Origin of the sequence: Zobellella denitrificans (assembly GCF_002237365.1) — a bacterium.
Lineage (GTDB): Bacteria > Pseudomonadota > Gammaproteobacteria > Enterobacterales > Aeromonadaceae > Oceanimonas > Oceanimonas denitrificans.
This window is the reverse complement of record NZ_NMUO01000092.1, coordinates 1-16,028: the sequence shown is the minus strand read 5'-3', so window position 1 is coordinate 16,028 and position 16,028 is coordinate 1. Positions and strand designations below refer to the sequence as shown.

Annotated in this window: 16 protein-coding genes; 8 read left to right on the top strand and 8 right to left on the bottom strand. The window is 66.0% G+C overall.

Annotated features, from left to right (window positions below; translation table 11 throughout):
- A partial coding sequence (locus CGX12_RS16015; protein WP_438273042.1) for an iron chelate uptake ABC transporter family permease subunit occupies positions 1-921 on the bottom strand: 921 nt, incomplete at its 3' end.
- 128 nt (positions 922-1,049) lie between these two features.
- Between CGX12_RS16015 and CGX12_RS16010 the strand changes: the two genes are divergently transcribed.
- Positions 1,050-1,901, top strand: coding sequence for a LysR family transcriptional regulator (locus tag CGX12_RS16010; RefSeq protein WP_094040854.1), 852 nt, complete (start codon positions 1,050-1,052; stop codon positions 1,899-1,901).
- A 124-nt stretch (positions 1,902-2,025) separates the two neighbouring features.
- Here CGX12_RS16010 and CGX12_RS16005 read toward each other — a convergent pair whose 3' ends face one another.
- Positions 2,026-2,805, bottom strand: a complete 780-nt coding sequence (locus CGX12_RS16005; RefSeq protein WP_094040853.1) for a TSUP family transporter — start codon at positions 2,803-2,805, stop codon at positions 2,026-2,028.
- 189 nt (positions 2,806-2,994) lie between these two features.
- Between CGX12_RS16005 and msrA the strand changes: the two genes are divergently transcribed.
- Genes msrA through CGX12_RS15990 form a run of 3 tightly spaced genes read left to right on the top strand, consistent with a single transcriptional unit; the run spans position 2,995 to position 6,179 of the window.
- Positions 2,995-3,609, top strand: coding sequence for a peptide-methionine (S)-S-oxide reductase MsrA (gene msrA, locus CGX12_RS16000; protein ID WP_094040852.1), 615 nt, complete (start codon positions 2,995-2,997; stop codon positions 3,607-3,609).
- A gap of 2 nt (positions 3,610-3,611) precedes the next feature.
- Positions 3,612-4,082, top strand: a complete 471-nt coding sequence (msrB, locus tag CGX12_RS15995; RefSeq protein WP_094040851.1) for a peptide-methionine (R)-S-oxide reductase MsrB — start codon at positions 3,612-3,614, stop codon at positions 4,080-4,082.
- A gap of 9 nt (positions 4,083-4,091) precedes the next feature.
- A complete protein-coding gene (locus tag CGX12_RS15990; RefSeq protein ID WP_094040850.1) occupies positions 4,092-6,179 on the top strand; it encodes a sensor domain-containing protein in 2,088 nt (695 codons plus the stop codon).
- Here the strand turns inward: CGX12_RS15990 and CGX12_RS15985 are convergent.
- Positions 6,176-7,642, bottom strand: coding sequence for a RimK family ATP-grasp domain-containing protein (locus tag CGX12_RS15985; protein WP_094040849.1), 1,467 nt, complete (start codon positions 7,640-7,642; stop codon positions 6,176-6,178). The genes CGX12_RS15990 and CGX12_RS15985 overlap by 4 nt on opposite strands.
- Before the next feature lie 139 nt (positions 7,643-7,781).
- Here CGX12_RS15985 and CGX12_RS15980 point away from each other — a divergent pair, with 139 nt between their 5' ends.
- Both CGX12_RS15980 and CGX12_RS15975 read left to right on the top strand, forming a co-directional pair.
- On the top strand, positions 7,782-8,888 hold the full coding sequence (locus tag CGX12_RS15980; protein WP_094040848.1) for a GNAT family N-acetyltransferase/peptidase C39 family protein: 1,107 nt from the start codon (positions 7,782-7,784) through the stop codon (positions 8,886-8,888).
- A gap of 200 nt (positions 8,889-9,088) precedes the next feature.
- Positions 9,089-9,517, top strand: coding sequence for a YMGG-like glycine zipper-containing protein (locus tag CGX12_RS15975; protein ID WP_094040847.1), 429 nt, complete (start codon positions 9,089-9,091; stop codon positions 9,515-9,517).
- 154 nt (positions 9,518-9,671) lie between these two features.
- Here the strand turns inward: CGX12_RS15975 and CGX12_RS15970 are convergent, their stop codons facing one another.
- Complete coding sequence (locus tag CGX12_RS15970; RefSeq protein WP_094040846.1) at positions 9,672-10,025, bottom strand: hypothetical protein; 354 nt, start codon at positions 10,023-10,025, stop codon at positions 9,672-9,674.
- Positions 10,026-10,121: 96 nt separating this feature from the next.
- Here CGX12_RS15970 and CGX12_RS15965 point away from each other — a divergent pair, with 96 nt between their 5' ends.
- Positions 10,122-12,032, top strand: a complete 1,911-nt coding sequence (locus tag CGX12_RS15965) for a PhoX family protein (protein WP_094040845.1) — start codon at positions 10,122-10,124, stop codon at positions 12,030-12,032.
- Between the two features lie 140 nt (positions 12,033-12,172).
- Positions 12,173-13,222, top strand: a complete 1,050-nt coding sequence (locus tag CGX12_RS15960) for an NADP(H)-dependent aldo-keto reductase (RefSeq protein WP_094040844.1) — start codon at positions 12,173-12,175, stop codon at positions 13,220-13,222.
- Between the two features lie 12 nt (positions 13,223-13,234).
- Here CGX12_RS15960 and codA read toward each other — a convergent pair whose 3' ends face one another.
- The 4 genes from codA to CGX12_RS19935 all read right to left on the bottom strand — a co-directional run.
- Positions 13,235-14,473: a cytosine deaminase gene (gene codA / locus CGX12_RS15955; protein ID WP_094040843.1), complete on the bottom strand. Its 1,239-nt coding sequence runs from the start codon at positions 14,471-14,473 to the stop codon at positions 13,235-13,237.
- A gap of 81 nt (positions 14,474-14,554) precedes the next feature.
- On the bottom strand, positions 14,555-15,034 hold the full coding sequence (locus CGX12_RS15950) for an SRPBCC family protein (protein WP_094040842.1): 480 nt from the start codon (positions 15,032-15,034) through the stop codon (positions 14,555-14,557).
- 7 nt (positions 15,035-15,041) lie between these two features.
- Positions 15,042-15,656: a LolA family protein gene (locus CGX12_RS15945; protein WP_094040841.1), complete on the bottom strand. Its 615-nt coding sequence runs from the start codon at positions 15,654-15,656 to the stop codon at positions 15,042-15,044.
- 3 nt (positions 15,657-15,659) lie between these two features.
- Positions 15,660-16,028 (bottom strand): quinol oxidase (locus CGX12_RS19935; protein ID WP_094040840.1); only part of this gene is annotated, 369 nt, incomplete at its 5' end.

Here is a 16,028-nt window from a genome sequence, read left to right as displayed (position 1 = left end):
GCCCAGGGCACGCCGCGCGGCCCCCGCCAGCACGGACGCGGGCAGCAAAAAGTGCTGCCGGCCCCCGGCCAGCAGCCGCAGCAGGTGGGGCACCACCAGGCCGACAAAACCGATCACCCCGGCCATGGCCACGCTGAAGGCGGTGAGCAGGCACACCGCCAGCACCAGCCGGGGCCGCAGCCGGTGTACGTCCAGCCCCAGCAAGCGGGCCTGGTTTTCGCCCAGCGCCAGCAGATCGAGCCGCCGCCCCTGCCCCATCAGCCAGCCCAGGGTCAGCACCGCCGGCAGCCACCACCAGAACGACAGCTGCTGGCCGTAGCCCAGGCTGCCCATCATCCAGAACAGGAAGGTGCGCAGGGAGGCGTCGTCGGCTAGGTACAGCAGCCAGGTGAGGATGGCGTTGGCGAAGATGGCCACCGCCACCCCGAACAACAACAGGGCGCCCTGGCCCAGGCGGCGTCGGGCCAGGGCCAGCAAGAGCCCGGTCACTACCAGGGCGCCGGCGAAGGCCGCCAGCGACAGGCTCCAGTAGGGCAACGCCAGGCCGAGCCGGGCAGAAAAGAAGAGGGTGAGCACCGCCGCCAGGCTGGCGCCGCTGGAGATGCCAATCAGCCCCGGCTCGGCCAGGGGATTGTGCAGCAGCACCTGCAGCACGGCACCGCACAGGGCAAGGCTGGCTCCCACCAGCACCGCCAGCAGGGTGCGCGGCAGGCGCAACTGCCAGAACACCTGCTGCTCCAGCGCCGACACCGGCCGCCACAGGGCCTCTATGCCCACCCCCACGGCGCCGAGCTGCAGGCTGAGCAGCACCGCCGCCGCCAGGGCCAGGCCCAGCCCCAGCAGCCAGTAACGGTATTTTTGTTGTTGTCGGATAAGCAGCGCGCTCAGCACCATGGGCTCTCGTCGGCGGAAAAGGGCCATGGTACCACCCTTGGCGGGACGGCAAAACCGGCGGACAGGGTGCCGGACAACTCCTTTTCTCGAGACCCCCTGATCTGCCCGGCCAAGGCTGTTACACTGGAATATTCCCAACCGGAATAGGTAACACCATGCTGCTCGAAGGACTGGAAACCCTCGCCCTGCTGGCCCAGGAAAAGACCATGGGCAAGGTGGCCGGCCGGCTCTATATCACCCAGTCGGCGGTGAGCAAGCGGATCAGCAACCTGGAGGCCCGCCTCGGCAAAAAGCTGGTGGAGCCGGACGGGCGCCACCTGCGCCTCACCCCCGATGCCCTGGCCCTGCTGGAGCGCATCGGCCCCAGCCTGGACGAACTGAGGGGACAGCTGTTCGACAGCCAGCACCTCACCGATCAGAGCCGGCTTGCCATCGCCTGCTCCGAGACCATACTGGCCGGCTACCTGGGGCCACTGCTCAACCGCCATCTGCGCCGCGATCCCTATTTGCAATTTTCCACCCACCACACCCCGGTGATCCTGGAGCGGGTGCGCGCCGGCGACGCCGTGCTGGGCGTCTGTGCCGGGGAAATCCTCCACGCCCGGGGGCTGGAGGTGGTGCCGCTGCTGGAAGAAGACATGGTGCTGGTGTCGCCCGAGCCGCCGGACTTCGGCCAGCCGCTGACGGTGGTGACCATCGATCTCGGCAACCCGGCCAACCGCTACCTGGAGCACCGGCTGCGCAGCGTCGGGCTCACGCCCTGGATGCAGATGGACTCCTACTTCGCCGCCGCCGAGCTGGGCCGGGCCGGAGTGGCGCCGGCGGTGGTGCCGCTCGGGGTGGCCCGGCTGATGGGCATAGCCCCGGCCCTGCAACATGCCCCGCCTGCGGGCAGCCGCCTGACCCGGCCGGTCAGCCTGGTGTTCCGGCCCAGCTCGCGCAAGCGGGAGCGGCTGGCCAGCCTGATCAGGGTGCTGGAGCGGCATTTCGCCGGGCTGGCGGGGTAAAGCGGCGCGGCGGGCGCTCCCGTAGGGTCCGTTTCAACGGACCATTCCAGCCACGGCACCGGGATTCGGTCGACTGAAGTCGACCCTACGACGACCCTACGGGACCGCCCCGTCATCGACGCCGCTACCCCACCCAGGCGAACCATTCCGGGTGCTGCTGCCACAACAGCCGCACCGACATCACCAGCGACACCGTCACCAGCATGGGGCGGATGATGCGGGTGCCCCTGGTCACCACCATCTTCGAGCCCAGCCGGGCGCCGACGAACTGGCCGAGAGCCATCGACAGGCCGGCCACCCAGGCCACCTGGCCGCCCAGGATAAAGAACAGCAGGGAGGCGATGTTGGAGGTGAAGTTCAGCAGCTTGGTATGGGCGGTGGCCCTGGCCATGCTGAAACCGGCCAGGGCGATAAAGCCCAAGGCAAAGAAGGAGCCGGTGCCGGGGCCGAAGAAGCCGTCGTAAAAGCCCACCCCGGTGCCCACCAGCAGGGCGAAGGGGATCATGCCCAGGCGCCGGTGGCGATCCTCGTCCCCCACCCGGGGCGAAAACAGGAAATAGAGGGCGAAGGCAGCCAGCAGGAAGGGCAGCACCTTCTGCAACAGGCTGGCGTCGATGCGCTGCACCAGCAGGGTGCCCAGCGTGCTGCCGACAAAGGTGCAGGCCACCGCCCATTTCATGCTGCGCCAGTCGATAAGGCCCCGCCGCAGGTAGTAAAGGGTGGCGGAGAAGGAGCCGAAGCTGCTCTGCAGCTTGTTGGTGGCCAGGGCCATGGTCGGCGGCATGCCGGTGGCCAGCAGCGCCGGTACCGTGATCAGGCCGCCACCACCGGCAATGGCGTCGATAAAGCCGGCCAGCAGGGCGGCCAGGGCCAGCAGGCCCAGTGTCAGTAAATCCAGTTCCATTATTATCCCGTACCGCAACAAGAAGGTGCCCAGCCTACCAGCCTGGCCGGGCCGGCGACAGCGAAACCCCGGACTGACACCTATTCCTGTTATTCATAGATATATCATAAGCACAGAGGTGGCGCCTGGCCATTCAGCCCGGCGGGCGGCTATGGTAACGTAGGCCCGTACCCACGAGGAGATAATAAAATGACGGATTCCGTACTGAGTCTGCTGCCCAATGATTTTCCCGATACCGACGACCGCGCCGTTCTCGACACCGGCGTGCGCCAGCTGGTGCTGGCCGGCGGCTGCTTCTGGTGCACCGAGGCGGTCTACCGCCAACTGGAGGGCGTGCTGAACGTGGTGGCCGGTTATGCCGGCGGTACCGCCGACACCGCCAACTACGACAGCGTCTGCAGCGGCACCACGGATCACGCCGAGGCCATCTGCATCGAATACGACAGCGCCCAGATAGGTCCTGCCACCCTGCTCAAGGTGTTCTTCGGCATCGCCCACGACCCCACCCAGCTCAATCGCCAGGGCAACGATCTCGGTCGCCAGTACCGCTCGGCGGTGTTCTACCGGGACGACAACGAGCGCCGGCTGGCGGCGGACTATATCGCCCTGCTGGAAGAGCACGGCGTGTTCAGGGCACCCATCGTCACCACCCTGGAACCCTTGAATGCGTTTTATCCGGCCGAGGGCTATCATCAGAACTATGCGGCGGCGCACCCCAACCAGCCCTATATCGCCGCCGTGGCCCAGCCCAAGGTGGCCAAGGTGCAGCATTACTTCAAACACCGGCTGAAAAAGGATCTGTAACCATGGCGCAAACTCCCAGCCCCTACGACCTCAGTCCTCCCGGGCCCGAGCAGTTGCAGCAACTGGCCGAAGGGCTCAGCCCGGAAGAGCGCCGCATCCTGCTCAACCAGGGCACCGAACCCCCGTTTTGCGGCGGCCTGCTCGACAATCACGAAGAAGGCAGTTACGTGTGCCGGCTGTGCGCCCTGCCGCTGTTTTCTTCCGCTTGCAAGTTCGAGTCCGGCTCCGGCTGGCCCAGCTTCTATGCGCCCTACCACCCGGATCATATCCGCGAGCTGGTCGATCTCAGCCACGGCATGCGCCGGGTCGAGATCCGCTGCGCCCGTTGCGATGGCCACCTGGGCCATGTGTTCCCCGACGGCCCCGCCCCCACCGGCCTGCGCTATTGCCTGAACTCGGCCTCCCTCGATTTCTGCGCCGAGGGCACGCCCAAGCCGGATCCGCTGCGGCGGGGAGAACGCGACTTTTTATAGGAGACCGCCATGGCGGACAGCAGTGGTACTGAAGGCAGGTTCGAGCAACTCAAACAGGTCCTCACCGACAGTCCGCTGCTGGTCAACGGCTTCGACCGGCAGGGCCGTTGCACGCTGTGGAACCCGGCATGCGAGCGGCTGTTCGGCTGGCGTTTCGAGGAGCTGGCAAGCCACCCGGATCCCCTGGCCCTGTTCTACCCCGACGAGGACGTCCGCCAGGCGGTGAAGAACGGCTTTCTCGCCCCCGCCGGCTCCGGCTTTCAGGAGTGGGCCCCGCTCACCCGCCAGGGCAAGGTACAGCCCTGCCTGTGGGCCAACATCATGCTGCCCAACGGCGAGCTGATCTGCATCGGCCACGACATCAGCGAGCAGAAGCAGGCCGAAACCCAGCTGCAAATGGCTGCCCGGGTGTTCGAATGCAGCACCGAGGGCATCCTTATCACCGATGCGGACAACCGCATCATACGGGTCAATCCCGCCGTCACCCTGATCACCGGTTACAACACCGAGGAACTGCTCGGCCAGACTCCCGCCCTGCTCGCCTCGGGCCGTCACGACGCCGACTTTTTCGAGGCCATGTGGCATCGCCTGGCGACGGAGGATCACTGGCGCGGCGAGATCTGGAACCGGCGCAAGAACGGTGAGATCTATCCCCAGTGGCTGGCCATTTCCGCCCTGCGCGACCGGCAGGGGCGGATCAGCCACTATGTGGCGGTGTTCAGCGACATCAGCCAGCTCAAGGCGGACACCGCCGAACTCGAGCATATCGCCCAGTACGACCCCCTCACCGGCGTACCCAACCGCCGGCTGCTGGCCGACCGCCTGCTCCAGGCCATGGCCCGGGCCAGGCGCCTGGGCAGCCAGCTGGCGGTGTGCTACCTGGATCTGGACGGCTTCAAGCAGGTCAACGACCGGCACGGCCACCCCGCCGGCGACCAGTTGCTCATCGAAATCAGCCGCCGTCTCACCCACATACTGCGCCAGTACGATACCCTGGCGCGGCTGGGCGGCGACGAGTTTGTGCTGTTGTTCGCCGAACTGCAGCACAGCGAGGACATCGCTCCCATCCTCTCCCGGGTGCTGGCGGCGGTGGCCGCCCCGGTCGAGCTGGACGACGCCCGGGTGCAGGTGTCCGCCAGCATCGGCGTGACCTTCTATCCCCACGACGACGGCAGCGCCGATCTGCTGCTGCAGCACGCGGATCAGGCCATGTATCACGCCAAGCAGGGCGGCAGAAACCGCTACCGGTTCTACGATCCCGGCCAGCAGGCGGAGCAGCAGAGCCGCCAGCACCAGTTGAAGGCCCTGGAGCAGGCCCTGCAACGCCGCGAATTCGTCCTCTACTACCAGCCCAAGGTAGATCTACTCAACGGCCGGGTGATCGGCCTGGAGGCGTTGATCCGCTGGCAGCACCCGCAGCTGGGGTTGCTGGTGCCCGCCGCCTTTCTCCATCAACTGGCCGGCAGCCGGCTGGAGTGGGCCCTGGGGCAGTGGGTGCTCGACTCGGTGCTGCACCAGCTCGCCGACTGGCAGGAGCAGGGCCTGGCGCTGGGCGTCAGCCTCAATATCAGCGCCGATCACCTGCTGCAACCGGATTTTGTCGGCCAGCTGGAAGCCAGCCTGGGGCGCCATCCCCAGGTACCGGCGGGTCACCTGGAGCTGGAATTCCAGGAAATCGCCGTCATCCGCCAGCGGGAGCAGCTGACCCGGGTGCTGGAGCAGTGCCACCGGCTGGGCGTTCAGGTCGCGCTGGACAACTTCGGCACCGGCCTCTCCGCCCTTTCCTCCCTGCGCACCCTGCCGCTGGACAGGGTCAACATCGACCACAGCTTCGTCAGCGACATGCTCAGCAACACCGAGGATCTCGAGCTGGTCAGCAGCATGCTGCAACTGGCCCGCACCTTCCACCATCCGGTGGTGGCCGAGGGGGTCGAAAGCCCCGAGCTCGGCGCCCTGCTACTCCGGCTGGGTTGCCATTTCGCCCAGGGCTACGGCATCGCAGAGCCCATGCCGGCGGAGCAGGTGCCCGCATGGATCCGGCGCTGGCATGAGCAGGCCCTGTGGTCCGATCTTCGGAGCCGGCCGGACGCGGGTTAGTCCGCCTCCAGCCGGCGCACGAAATCTTCGATCACCATGTCGTAGAGCCGGTCCTTGAGGAAGAGATCCTCCACCCCGTGATCGATATTGGGGTTGTCGTTCACCTCAATCACCGCCACCCGGCCCTTGCCTTCCTTGATGTCCACCCCGTAAAGGCCGTCGCCGATGGGCCTGACCGCCTTGAGGGCGGCGTTGATCACCGCCTTGGGCGCCTCGAAGGTGGGCAGGGTGACGAAGCCGCCGGAGTCCGCTTCCCGGCCGTTGCCGTTGTGGCGGTAGATCTGCCAGTGCCCCTTCACCATAAAGTATTTGCAGGCGAAGATCGGCTGGTGGTTGAGCACCCCGATGCGCCAGTCGAACTCGGTGAAAAAATACTCCTGGGCCAGCACCAGGGCCGAGGCGTTGCGCAGTTTGCCCAGGGTGTCCACCAGCGCCGCCCGGTCGGCCACCTTGTATACCCCGCGGGAAAAGGCGCCGTCGGGGATCTTCAGCACCAGGGGGTAGCCCAACTCCCGCTCCAGCCAGTCGGCGGCATCCTTCTGTTTGGGATTGACCATCAGCGTCTTCGGCGTGGGCACCCCGTGCTTGGCGAAACTCTCCGCCAGGAAGATCTTGTTGGCGCAGCGCAGTATGGAGGTGGGCGAGTCGATCACCACCAGGCCCTCGTGTTCCGCTTTCTGGGCGAAGCGAAAGGTGTGGTGGTCGATGGCGGTGGTCTCGCGGATAAAGAGGCCGTCGTACTCCGCCAGCCGCTGGTAGTCCTTGCGGGTGATCATCTCCACGTTCACCCCGGCCCGCTCCCCCGCCTTGACGAAGCGCTTGAGCGCCTTGGGATCCGAAGGCGGCAGCGCTTCCTCCGGGTTGACCAGCATCGCCAGATCGTAGCGATAGCGCTTCACCGACTTGGGCTTGCGCCAGATGATGCGGGAATAGGCTTCGAGGGCGTTGGCAAACTGGTCTTCCTCCTCCCCCACCAGATCCCGGGGTGCCAGGGTAGCCAGGCCGGTCAGTTCCCAATGGGTACGCTTTTTAAAACCGAGTTCCATGATGGGGCACGGCAGCCGCTCGAACAGCTCACGGCACAAATTGCCCAGGCCCGGCACCTGGCAGTGGCCGAAATAGCTCTTGATTTTCAGCTGTTTCACCGGCTCGCCGCTGGCCAGCCACTGGTCGAGCGCCTCGGACACGCCGTCGAAGCCGAAGGCGAACAAGCCCTTGTTGCGCAGGTTGTTGAGGGTGGACACCGAGGGGATCACGTTCTGCCCCCGGGCCTCCGCCAGCAAGGAGCAGTAATAGCCGTTGGAAAGGTACTTGCCGGTCTTGCACAGGTTGATGACTCGGGTGCGGGGCGCGTTTTTGGCCGGCGCCTGCTTGAGATAGCTCTCGAAATCGACCAGGTTTTCGGAAGGAAAATAGGGCTCCCAGGCGCTGAGTTCATCGACCACCAGGATCAGTTGGGTCATGGGAAAATCCGTGTTGGTTGCTGACGTTGTGGTTGCCTCACTCTACCGCCAAATCCGCCCGCCGGGCATGGAAATTTACTCGCTGGCGGAATATTTTTGACGTATGTTGAAACGACCCACATGGCCCATCCGGTGACCTATGTCCGACCCCGTCGTCCGCCCCGCCCGCAAGTCCGAACTCACCGCCCTGCTCGCCCTCGAGGCCCGCTGTTTCGAGCAGGACAGGATCAGCCGGCGCAGCTTCCAGCGCTTTATCGAGCATCCCCAGGACATGCTGCTGGTGGCCGAGCTCGGCGACCGGCTGCTGGGCTATATACTGGTGCTGTTTCGCCGCAACACCCGCCTGGCCCGGGTCTATTCGGTGGCGGTGGCGCCCGACGCCCGTGGCCTGGGGCTGGGCCGGCTGCTGATGCTGGCCGCCGAGGACGGCGCCCGGGACAAGGGGGCCGTGTTCATGCGGCTGGAGGTGCGCGCCGACAACACCGCCGCCCAGAACCTCTACCAGCGGCTCGGCTATCGTCAGTTCGGGGTTTTCCACGACTATTACGAGGATCACCAGACCGCCCTGCGCTACCAGAAGCGCATCCACCACTACCATCCTCTCACCGGCGCCAAGGCCGTGCCCTATTATCGCCAGACCACCGAGTTCACCTGCGGGCCGGCCTCGCTGATGATGGCGGTGAGCGCCCTGGATCCGGACTACCGGCCGGAAATCGACGAAGAGCTGCAGCTGTGGCGCGAGGCCACCACCATCTTCATGACCCAGGGCCACGGCGGCTGCGGCCCCCACGGCCTGGCCCTGGCCGCCAAGCGGCGCGGCTTCGAGGTGGAGCTGATGCTGAACCAGCAGGGGCCGCTGTTCGTCAGCAGTGTGCGCACCCCCGACAAGAAGCTGATCCTCGAACGGGTGCACGAACAGTTCCTGGCCCAGATGGCCGAACTCGGCATTAGCCCCCGCTACGGCAACTTCAGCCTGGAGCAACTGGAGCAGGGGCTGTCCCGGGGCCGGCTGCCGCTGGTGCTGATCAGCACCTACCACCTGGACGGGCGCAAGGCCCCCCACTGGGTGCTGGTGTGCGCCATCGACAAGGAGTTCGTCTATATCCACGACCCGGACATCGACGACGACGCCGGCGAAAGCCCGGTGGACAAGCAGTACCTGCCGATAGAGCGCAGCCGCTTCGACCGCCTGGCTCGCTACGGCCAGAACGGCCTGCGCACCCTGGTGTGGGTATACAAGAACTGAGCCGCCCACGGTATGGACAGGAGCTGTCGGTCGCGGATTGTCGTCCGGCGCCACGAGAAAACAAAAAAGTCATTTAATAACAACAACTTGACAATAGCGCCCAATAAAGGGACTCAAACCGTCCCAAACCCGCCTGCTTCCCTTGTGGCGTTGCCCCTGTATAGTTCGTTCAAGTTGAACAGCCTGACAGAGAAGTCCGCATGTTGAAGAAAAGCCTTACCCTGAGCCTGCTGCTGCTCGGCGCGACGCCCGCCATGGCCGGCGAAACCCTCAACACCATTATCGGTGGTGGTGCCGGCGGTGCCGCCGGGGCCGTTATCGGCAAACAGATGGCCGGCGACACCGGCGCCCTGGTGGGGGCCGCCCTGGGTGGTGCCGCCGGTGGCGCCGCCACCGCCAACCGGGGCAACAAGAACGAAGCCGCCCTGGGTGGTGCCGTGGGAGCCCTGGGCGGCGCGGCGCTTGGCAAGAACGTGGCCGGCGACAGTGGCCAGGTGATCGGCGCCGGCATCGGCGGGGGCGCGGGGCCGGCGCTGGGGGCCAAGTCCGGCGATAACCACAAGGTGGTGCACCACCATTACCACGGCAAGAAGAAATGGAAGAAAAAACATCGCCATTGGGATGACTGACATGCGAAAGCCCGGCGCAAGCCGGGCTTTCTTTTGCTCGACCGAAATCGACCACCGGAGCGCAGGCGGCCCGCCTGCATTCCCGCGCAGCGGGAAACCGACCGTGCAACGCCTTTGCGGGCGAGCCGCCCGCGCCCCACAAAGGGCCTTTTTGTTACTGGCTGCGCGGGTGGAACTTTATCTTAAGAAAGATCAAGCCCACTCCCATGAGGGTGCCCAGGGGAAAGGACGGCAGTTGCACCGCCACCAGCACCCAGAAGGGCCATTGCTTGCCCATGCCTTCCGTCGACAGATAACCGGCCCAGGCCCGGCGGCACAGCCATAGCCAGGCCCCCACCAAAAAAGCGATAAACAGCCACAACAAGGGCCCCTGCAGGGCGGCCTCCTGCTCGCCGTTATCCACCGCCTGCTGCATCAGCATGCCGCTGCCGACGAGCAGCAGGCTGATCAGCACCGCCTGCACAATGATGATCACTTTCGCCAGGGTATCGGCGCTTTCCACTTTCATTGTCGTCTTCCTGTCATCTTATCGTTATCAAACTGCCATTTTTGCCTTCTAGCATGGCGTGGTCGTAACCCCATGTGAGCAAAGGATAAATTAAAAATGAGCCAGTTTGAACGAAAGGATGAGCTGAACCACCCGCGCCATGACACTCCCGAATTCACCCGCATGGTCGAACAGGGCCTGAGCCGTCGCCGTTTCCTCGGTGGCGCCGCCGCCCTGGGTGCCGCCGCCTTCTTCGGTGCCTCGCCGATTTCCCGCGCCATCGCCGCCGCCACCGGCAAGAGCCCGTTGCTGGGCTTCAAGGCCGTGCCCGCCAGCACCGAAGACACCATAGTGGTACCGGAAGGCTACAAGGTGGAGCGGCTGATCTCCTGGGGTGACCCCCTGTTCTCCAAGGTGGCCGAGTTCAAGGACAAGGGCGGCAACACCGCCGCCGATCAGGCCGGCCAGTTCGGCGACAACAACGACGGCATGAGCTTCTTTACGGTGGACGACAGCACCGCCATCCTGGCCATCAACAACGAATACACCAACTACGAGCTGATGTTCCCGCACCAGGGCAAGAACATGAGCGAAGACGACGTCCGGCGCGCCCAGGCTGCCCATGGCGTGTCCGTCATCACCATCAAGAAGCAGGCCGACGGCTGGCGCTTCGAGAAGGACGGCAAGTATAACCGCCGCATCGACGCCAACACCCCCATGGCCATCAGCGGCCCGGCCAGGGGCCACGCCCTGATGCAGACCAGCGCCGACCCCAAGGGCGAGCGGGCGCTCGGCACCTTCAACAACTGCGCCAACGGCATGACCCCCTGGGGTACCTACCTCACCTGTGAGGAAAACTTCAACGGCTACTTCGGCACCGACGGCGAAGCCGAACTCTCCCCGGCCCTGGCCCGCTACGGCGTGGCCACAGAAGATGCCGGCTACCAGTGGCACCGGTTCGACGAGCGCTTCGACTTGGCCAAACACCCCAACGAGCCCAACCGCTTCGGCTGGGTGGTCGAGATCGACCCCAGGGATCCCTCGTCCACCCCCGTCAAGCGCACCGCCCTGGGTCGCTTCAAGCACGAGAACGCCGAGCTGGTGATCGACCGGGACGGCCATGTGGTGGTGTATCTCGGCGACGACGAGCGCGGCGAGCACCTGTACCGCTTCGTCAGCAAGCACAAGTACAACCCTGAGGATCAGGCCGCCAACCGCAACCTGCTGGAAGACGGTACCCTGTACGTGGCCCGGTTCCACAATGGCCCCAACGGCGCGCTGAAAGGCAAGGGCGAATGGATTGAACTCTCCTTCGGCAAGAACGGCCTGACCCCGGAAAACGGCTTCAACAGCCAGGCCGAGGTGCTGATCCACGCCCGCCTCGCCGCCACCCAGGTGGGTGCCACCACCATGGACAGGCCCGAGTGGGTGGCGGCCCACCCCACCGAGCCGGTGGTGTTCTGCACCCTGACCAACAACAAGAACCGCGGCACCAAGGACAACCAGCCGGTGGACGGCCCCAACCCCCGCGCCGAAAACCACTACGGCCAGATCGTGCGCTGGCGTCCGGCGGGTGGCCGCCACACCGCCGCCGAGTTCGACTGGGATCTGTTCGTGCTGGCCGGCAACCCCGAGGTGCATAACGGCAGTCTCTACGCCGGCTCCGCCAACGTCAACGCCGACAACATGTTCAACAGCCCGGACGGCATCGGTTTCGACCAGGGCGGCCGGCTGTGGATCCAGACCGACGGCAACTACTCCAACCAAGGCGATTTCGCCGGCCAGGGCAACAACCAGATGCTGTGCGCCGACCCGGACAGCGGCGAGATCCGCCGCTTCCTCACCGGCCCCGTGGCCTGTGAAGTGACCGGCCTGGCCTTTACCCCGGATCAGAAGACCCTGTTCGTGGGCATCCAGCATCCGGGAGAAGAGCTGGCCGGCTCCCACTTCCCCCTGGGCGGCGACAGCACGCCCCGCTCCAGCGTGATGGTCATCACCCGGGAAGACGGCGGCATCATCGGCGCCTGAACGACGCCAGTCTGAACAAAGGGGCCGGAGTACTCACTCCGGCCCCTTTTTTATGGAGCCGTGATCTTCCCCCGCTTTTGCTGTTACCCTGTGGCCATGGCGTTTCTGTTCCAACTCATTAATACCGTTAAGGAAATCCCATGAAATACAGAAAACTGGGCAACACCGACCTCGATGTCAGCCTGATTGGCCTGGGCACCATGACCTGGGGCGAGCAGAACACCGAGGCCGAGGCCCACGCCCAGCTCGACCTGGCCCTGGATCAGGGCGTCAACCTTGTCGACACCGCCGAGATGTACCCGGTGCCGCCGCGCCAGGAAACCCAGGGGCGCACCGAAACCATGATCGGCAACTGGCTGGCCGCACGCGGCAACCGCGACAAAATAGTGCTGGCCACCAAGGTGGTGGGGCGCGCCCACGATCCCAAGCGCCCCTCCTACTTCCGCGACGGCCAGCCCAAGTTGGACAGGGCCAATATCGTCGCCGCCCTGGACGACAGCCTGCGCCGGCTGCAGACCGACTACATCGACTTCTACCAACTGCACTGGCCGGATCGCACCACCAACATGTTCGGCCAGCTCGGCTTCGAGACCCTGGTGGAGGAAGAGAGCATCCCCATCGAGGAAACCCTGGCGGTGCTGGACGAGCTGGTGAAGGCGGGCAAGATCCGCCATATCGGCGTGTCGAACGAAACCGCCTGGGGCGTGCACAAATTCCTGGCCGCGGCGGACAAACTCGGTTTGCCGCGCATCCAGGGCATCCAGAACCCCTACAACCTGCTCAATCGTACCCACGAGGTGGGGCTGTCGGAATTCAGCCTGCGCGAGCGGGTGGGCCTGCTGGCCTACTCGCCGCTGGCCTTCGGCATGCTGAGCGGCAAGTACGAGAACGGCGCCCGGCCGGAAAACGCCCGCCTCACCCTGTACAGCCGCTTCCAGCGCTACTGCAACCCCCAGGCCCGCGCCGCCACCAGCGCCTACGTGGCCCTGGCCCGGGAGCACAGCCTGACCCCGGTGCAACTGGCCCAGGCCTTCGTCAACAGCCGGCCCTTCGTCACCAGCAACCTGATCGGCGCCACCACCCTGGCACAGCTGAAGGAAAACATCGCCTCGGTGGAGGTCGAACTGAGCGAAGCGGTGCTGGCCGGCATCGCCGAGACCCACCGCCAGTGGTCCAATCCGGCGCCCTGACGGCCCGGCCGCTCAGATCGCCGGCCGGCGGACCAGCTCCGCCGGTCGGCGCTCTACCAGCACCCGGCCCCGGCGCACCGAATAGAGCACCTCGCCCTGGCGGCGGATCACCTCGAAATCATCCTCCCCCTCCAGGATCACAAAGCTGGCCGGCTTGCCGACCGCGATGCCGTAATCATCGAGACCCAGCACCCGGGCGCCGTTGTCGGTGATCAGATCCAGTGCCCGGGAGATGTCCTCGTAGCCCATCATCTGGCAGATGTGCAGGCCCGCGTCCAGCACCCGCAGCAGCTTGCCGTTACCGAGGGAATACCAGGGATCCCGGATGGAGTCTTCCGCCAGCGCCACCTTGATGCCCGCCGCCAGCAGCTCCTTCACCCGGGTCACGCCCCGGCGCTTGGGATAACTGTCGAAGCGCCCCTGCAGGTGGATGCTCTCGGTGGGACAGGACACGAAGTGGATGCCGGACATCTTCAGCAACCGGAACAGCTTGGAGCAGTAGGCGTTGTCGTAGGAATGCATGGCGGTGGTGTGGCTGGCGGTGACCCGCTCGCCCATGCCGGCCTCCAGGGCGGCGGTGGCCAGCACCTCCAGGAAGCGGGAGGCAGGATCGTCGGTTTCGTCGCAGTGCACGTCCACCCGCTTGTTATGCCGTTTGGCCAGCGCCATCACCCAGTGCATGGACTCCACCCCGTATTCCCGGGTGAACTCGAAATGGGGAATGCCGCCCACCACGTCGGCCCCCTCCGCCAGCGCCTGCTCCATCAGCCCCTTGCCGTTGGGGTAGGACAGTATCCCCTCCTGGGGAAAGGCCACTATCTGCAGATCGAGCACCGGCTTCAGCCGCTCCCTGAGGCGGACCAGGCTCTTCAGCGCCACCAGCCCCGGATCGGTCACGTCCACATGGGTACGCACATGCTGGACCCCGTTGGCCGCCAGCAGCTCCACCGTGCTCAACACCCGTCGCTCCACGTCCGCCGGTGTCAGCAGCGGCTTGCGCTCGGCCCAGCGCTCTATGCCCTCGAACAGGGTGCCGCTCATGTTCCAGCTCGGCTCGCCGGCGGTGAGCGCCGCGTCCAGGTGGATATGGGGCTCGACCAGGGGCGCGCACAGCAGGTTGCCCCCCGCATCCAGCGCCCCCGGCTCCGCCCCCAGGGCGGCCTGGGGGCGGATGGCGGTGAAATGCTCCTCGGCCACGTCCAGGGTAAAGAGCCCTTCCTGTTGTCTCAGCCTGGCATTGATGATCCTCATCCCGTTCCCCCGCACCGATAGGTATTCAATAAGGTCCTTTTGCAGCTTAGCCCGTCCGGCCGGGGAGAAACAAGGCCGGCACTAATCCCAGCCACCGTCGAGCAGCGGGACGTCCAGCCAGCGGGCCAGGCCGGCGGCGCCGTCCCGCATCAGCGCATGGTGGCTCCAGGCGAACAGTGGCCGGGCCAGGGGGGCGGCCAGGTTCATCCAGCGGCGGGTGGTACGCACCCGCCATTCGTAGCGAACCCGGGTAATGCCCGCCTGTTCCGTCAGTTGCCAGCAGCCCCAGCCCTCCAGATCGCCGCGGGCCTCGCCCACGATCACCCACGGGGGATAAAGCCGAGTCACCCGCATATCGAACGCCAGCCCGTAGCCCAGCCGGCTCTGCCAGTGGTAACGGTACACCCGGCCGATGCCCCGCCCGTCGCCGGGGGCCAGCTCCCGTACCCGCACCAGCCCCTTCCACCACAGGGGCCAGCATTGGGACTGGCTGATGGCCTGGTACACCACCTCCAGGGGCGCGGCTATCCGCCACAGGGTCACGAAGTGATAGCACGCCATGCGGGCCTCAGGGGAAGAAGACATCGTCGGCAAAGGGCGGATCCAGCTCGATGCGCTCCAGCCACACGGTTTCGAGCAAATTGCCCCGGGCGTCATGGCTTATCACCCGCACCGGAAACAGCAGGGCCTTGTCCAGCCATATCTCGTAGCGGGCCACCTGCCCCGGCCCGGCCGGGCCCCGCGCCAGCAGCTGCAGCACAAGGCGCTCGCCCAGCCGGCTCTCTCCCAGCAGCCGTAGCTCCCCCAGTTGGGCGAGCCGCCGGGCGCTGTGCAGCAGCACGCCCACGTCGGATCTGTCCAGCCGGTGGCCGCGGGGGCTTTTCACCAGCCGGTTGTCGGGGCTCAGGCTCAGGGAAGGCCCCTTCAGGCCGAAGGGCCAGAGCCGCACCCGCTCGCTGTAGGGACTGTAGATCAGCACGGCGCCGGCGTGGGGCGAAATCACGTCCAGCCGAACCAGGCCGGGCTTGCGGTAGGCATAGCGCAACTGCTGGTTGCCTCCGGGCCCCTCGCTGCGCAGCTCCAGCCGGTAGCCCTGGAGTTGCTCGAAGCGGGCCAGGGCCTGTTCCAGGGGATCCGCGCTATCCAGTGCCAACGCCATCAGCAACAGCATGCCGCTCAACATGGGTCACTCCACCACCTCCAGTATCCCGGCCATGCCCCGCTCCTGGTGGCTGGGGAAGAAGGCCAGCTTTTCCCGGCAGTAGAAGGGGGTCTGGCCGGTGGCCGTGGGGGTAAACCGAATGGGTTTTTCACGGCGGCCCAGCATCTCGTCCACGTCCAGCCCCATGCGCGGCGACCAGATCACCAGGCTGTGGGGCGTGAGCCCCGGCTCCTTGCGGACCACCAGCTCCACCGGCAGCCCGACCCTGACGACGATATGGTCGGGGCGGAAGAAATAGTTGCCGCCGACCACCTCCACCCGCTGCACCCCGTCGGCATCGAGCCGGGCCTGCACCGGCTCGATGCCGACGGGGTGCAGCGGGTGGAGGTGGTC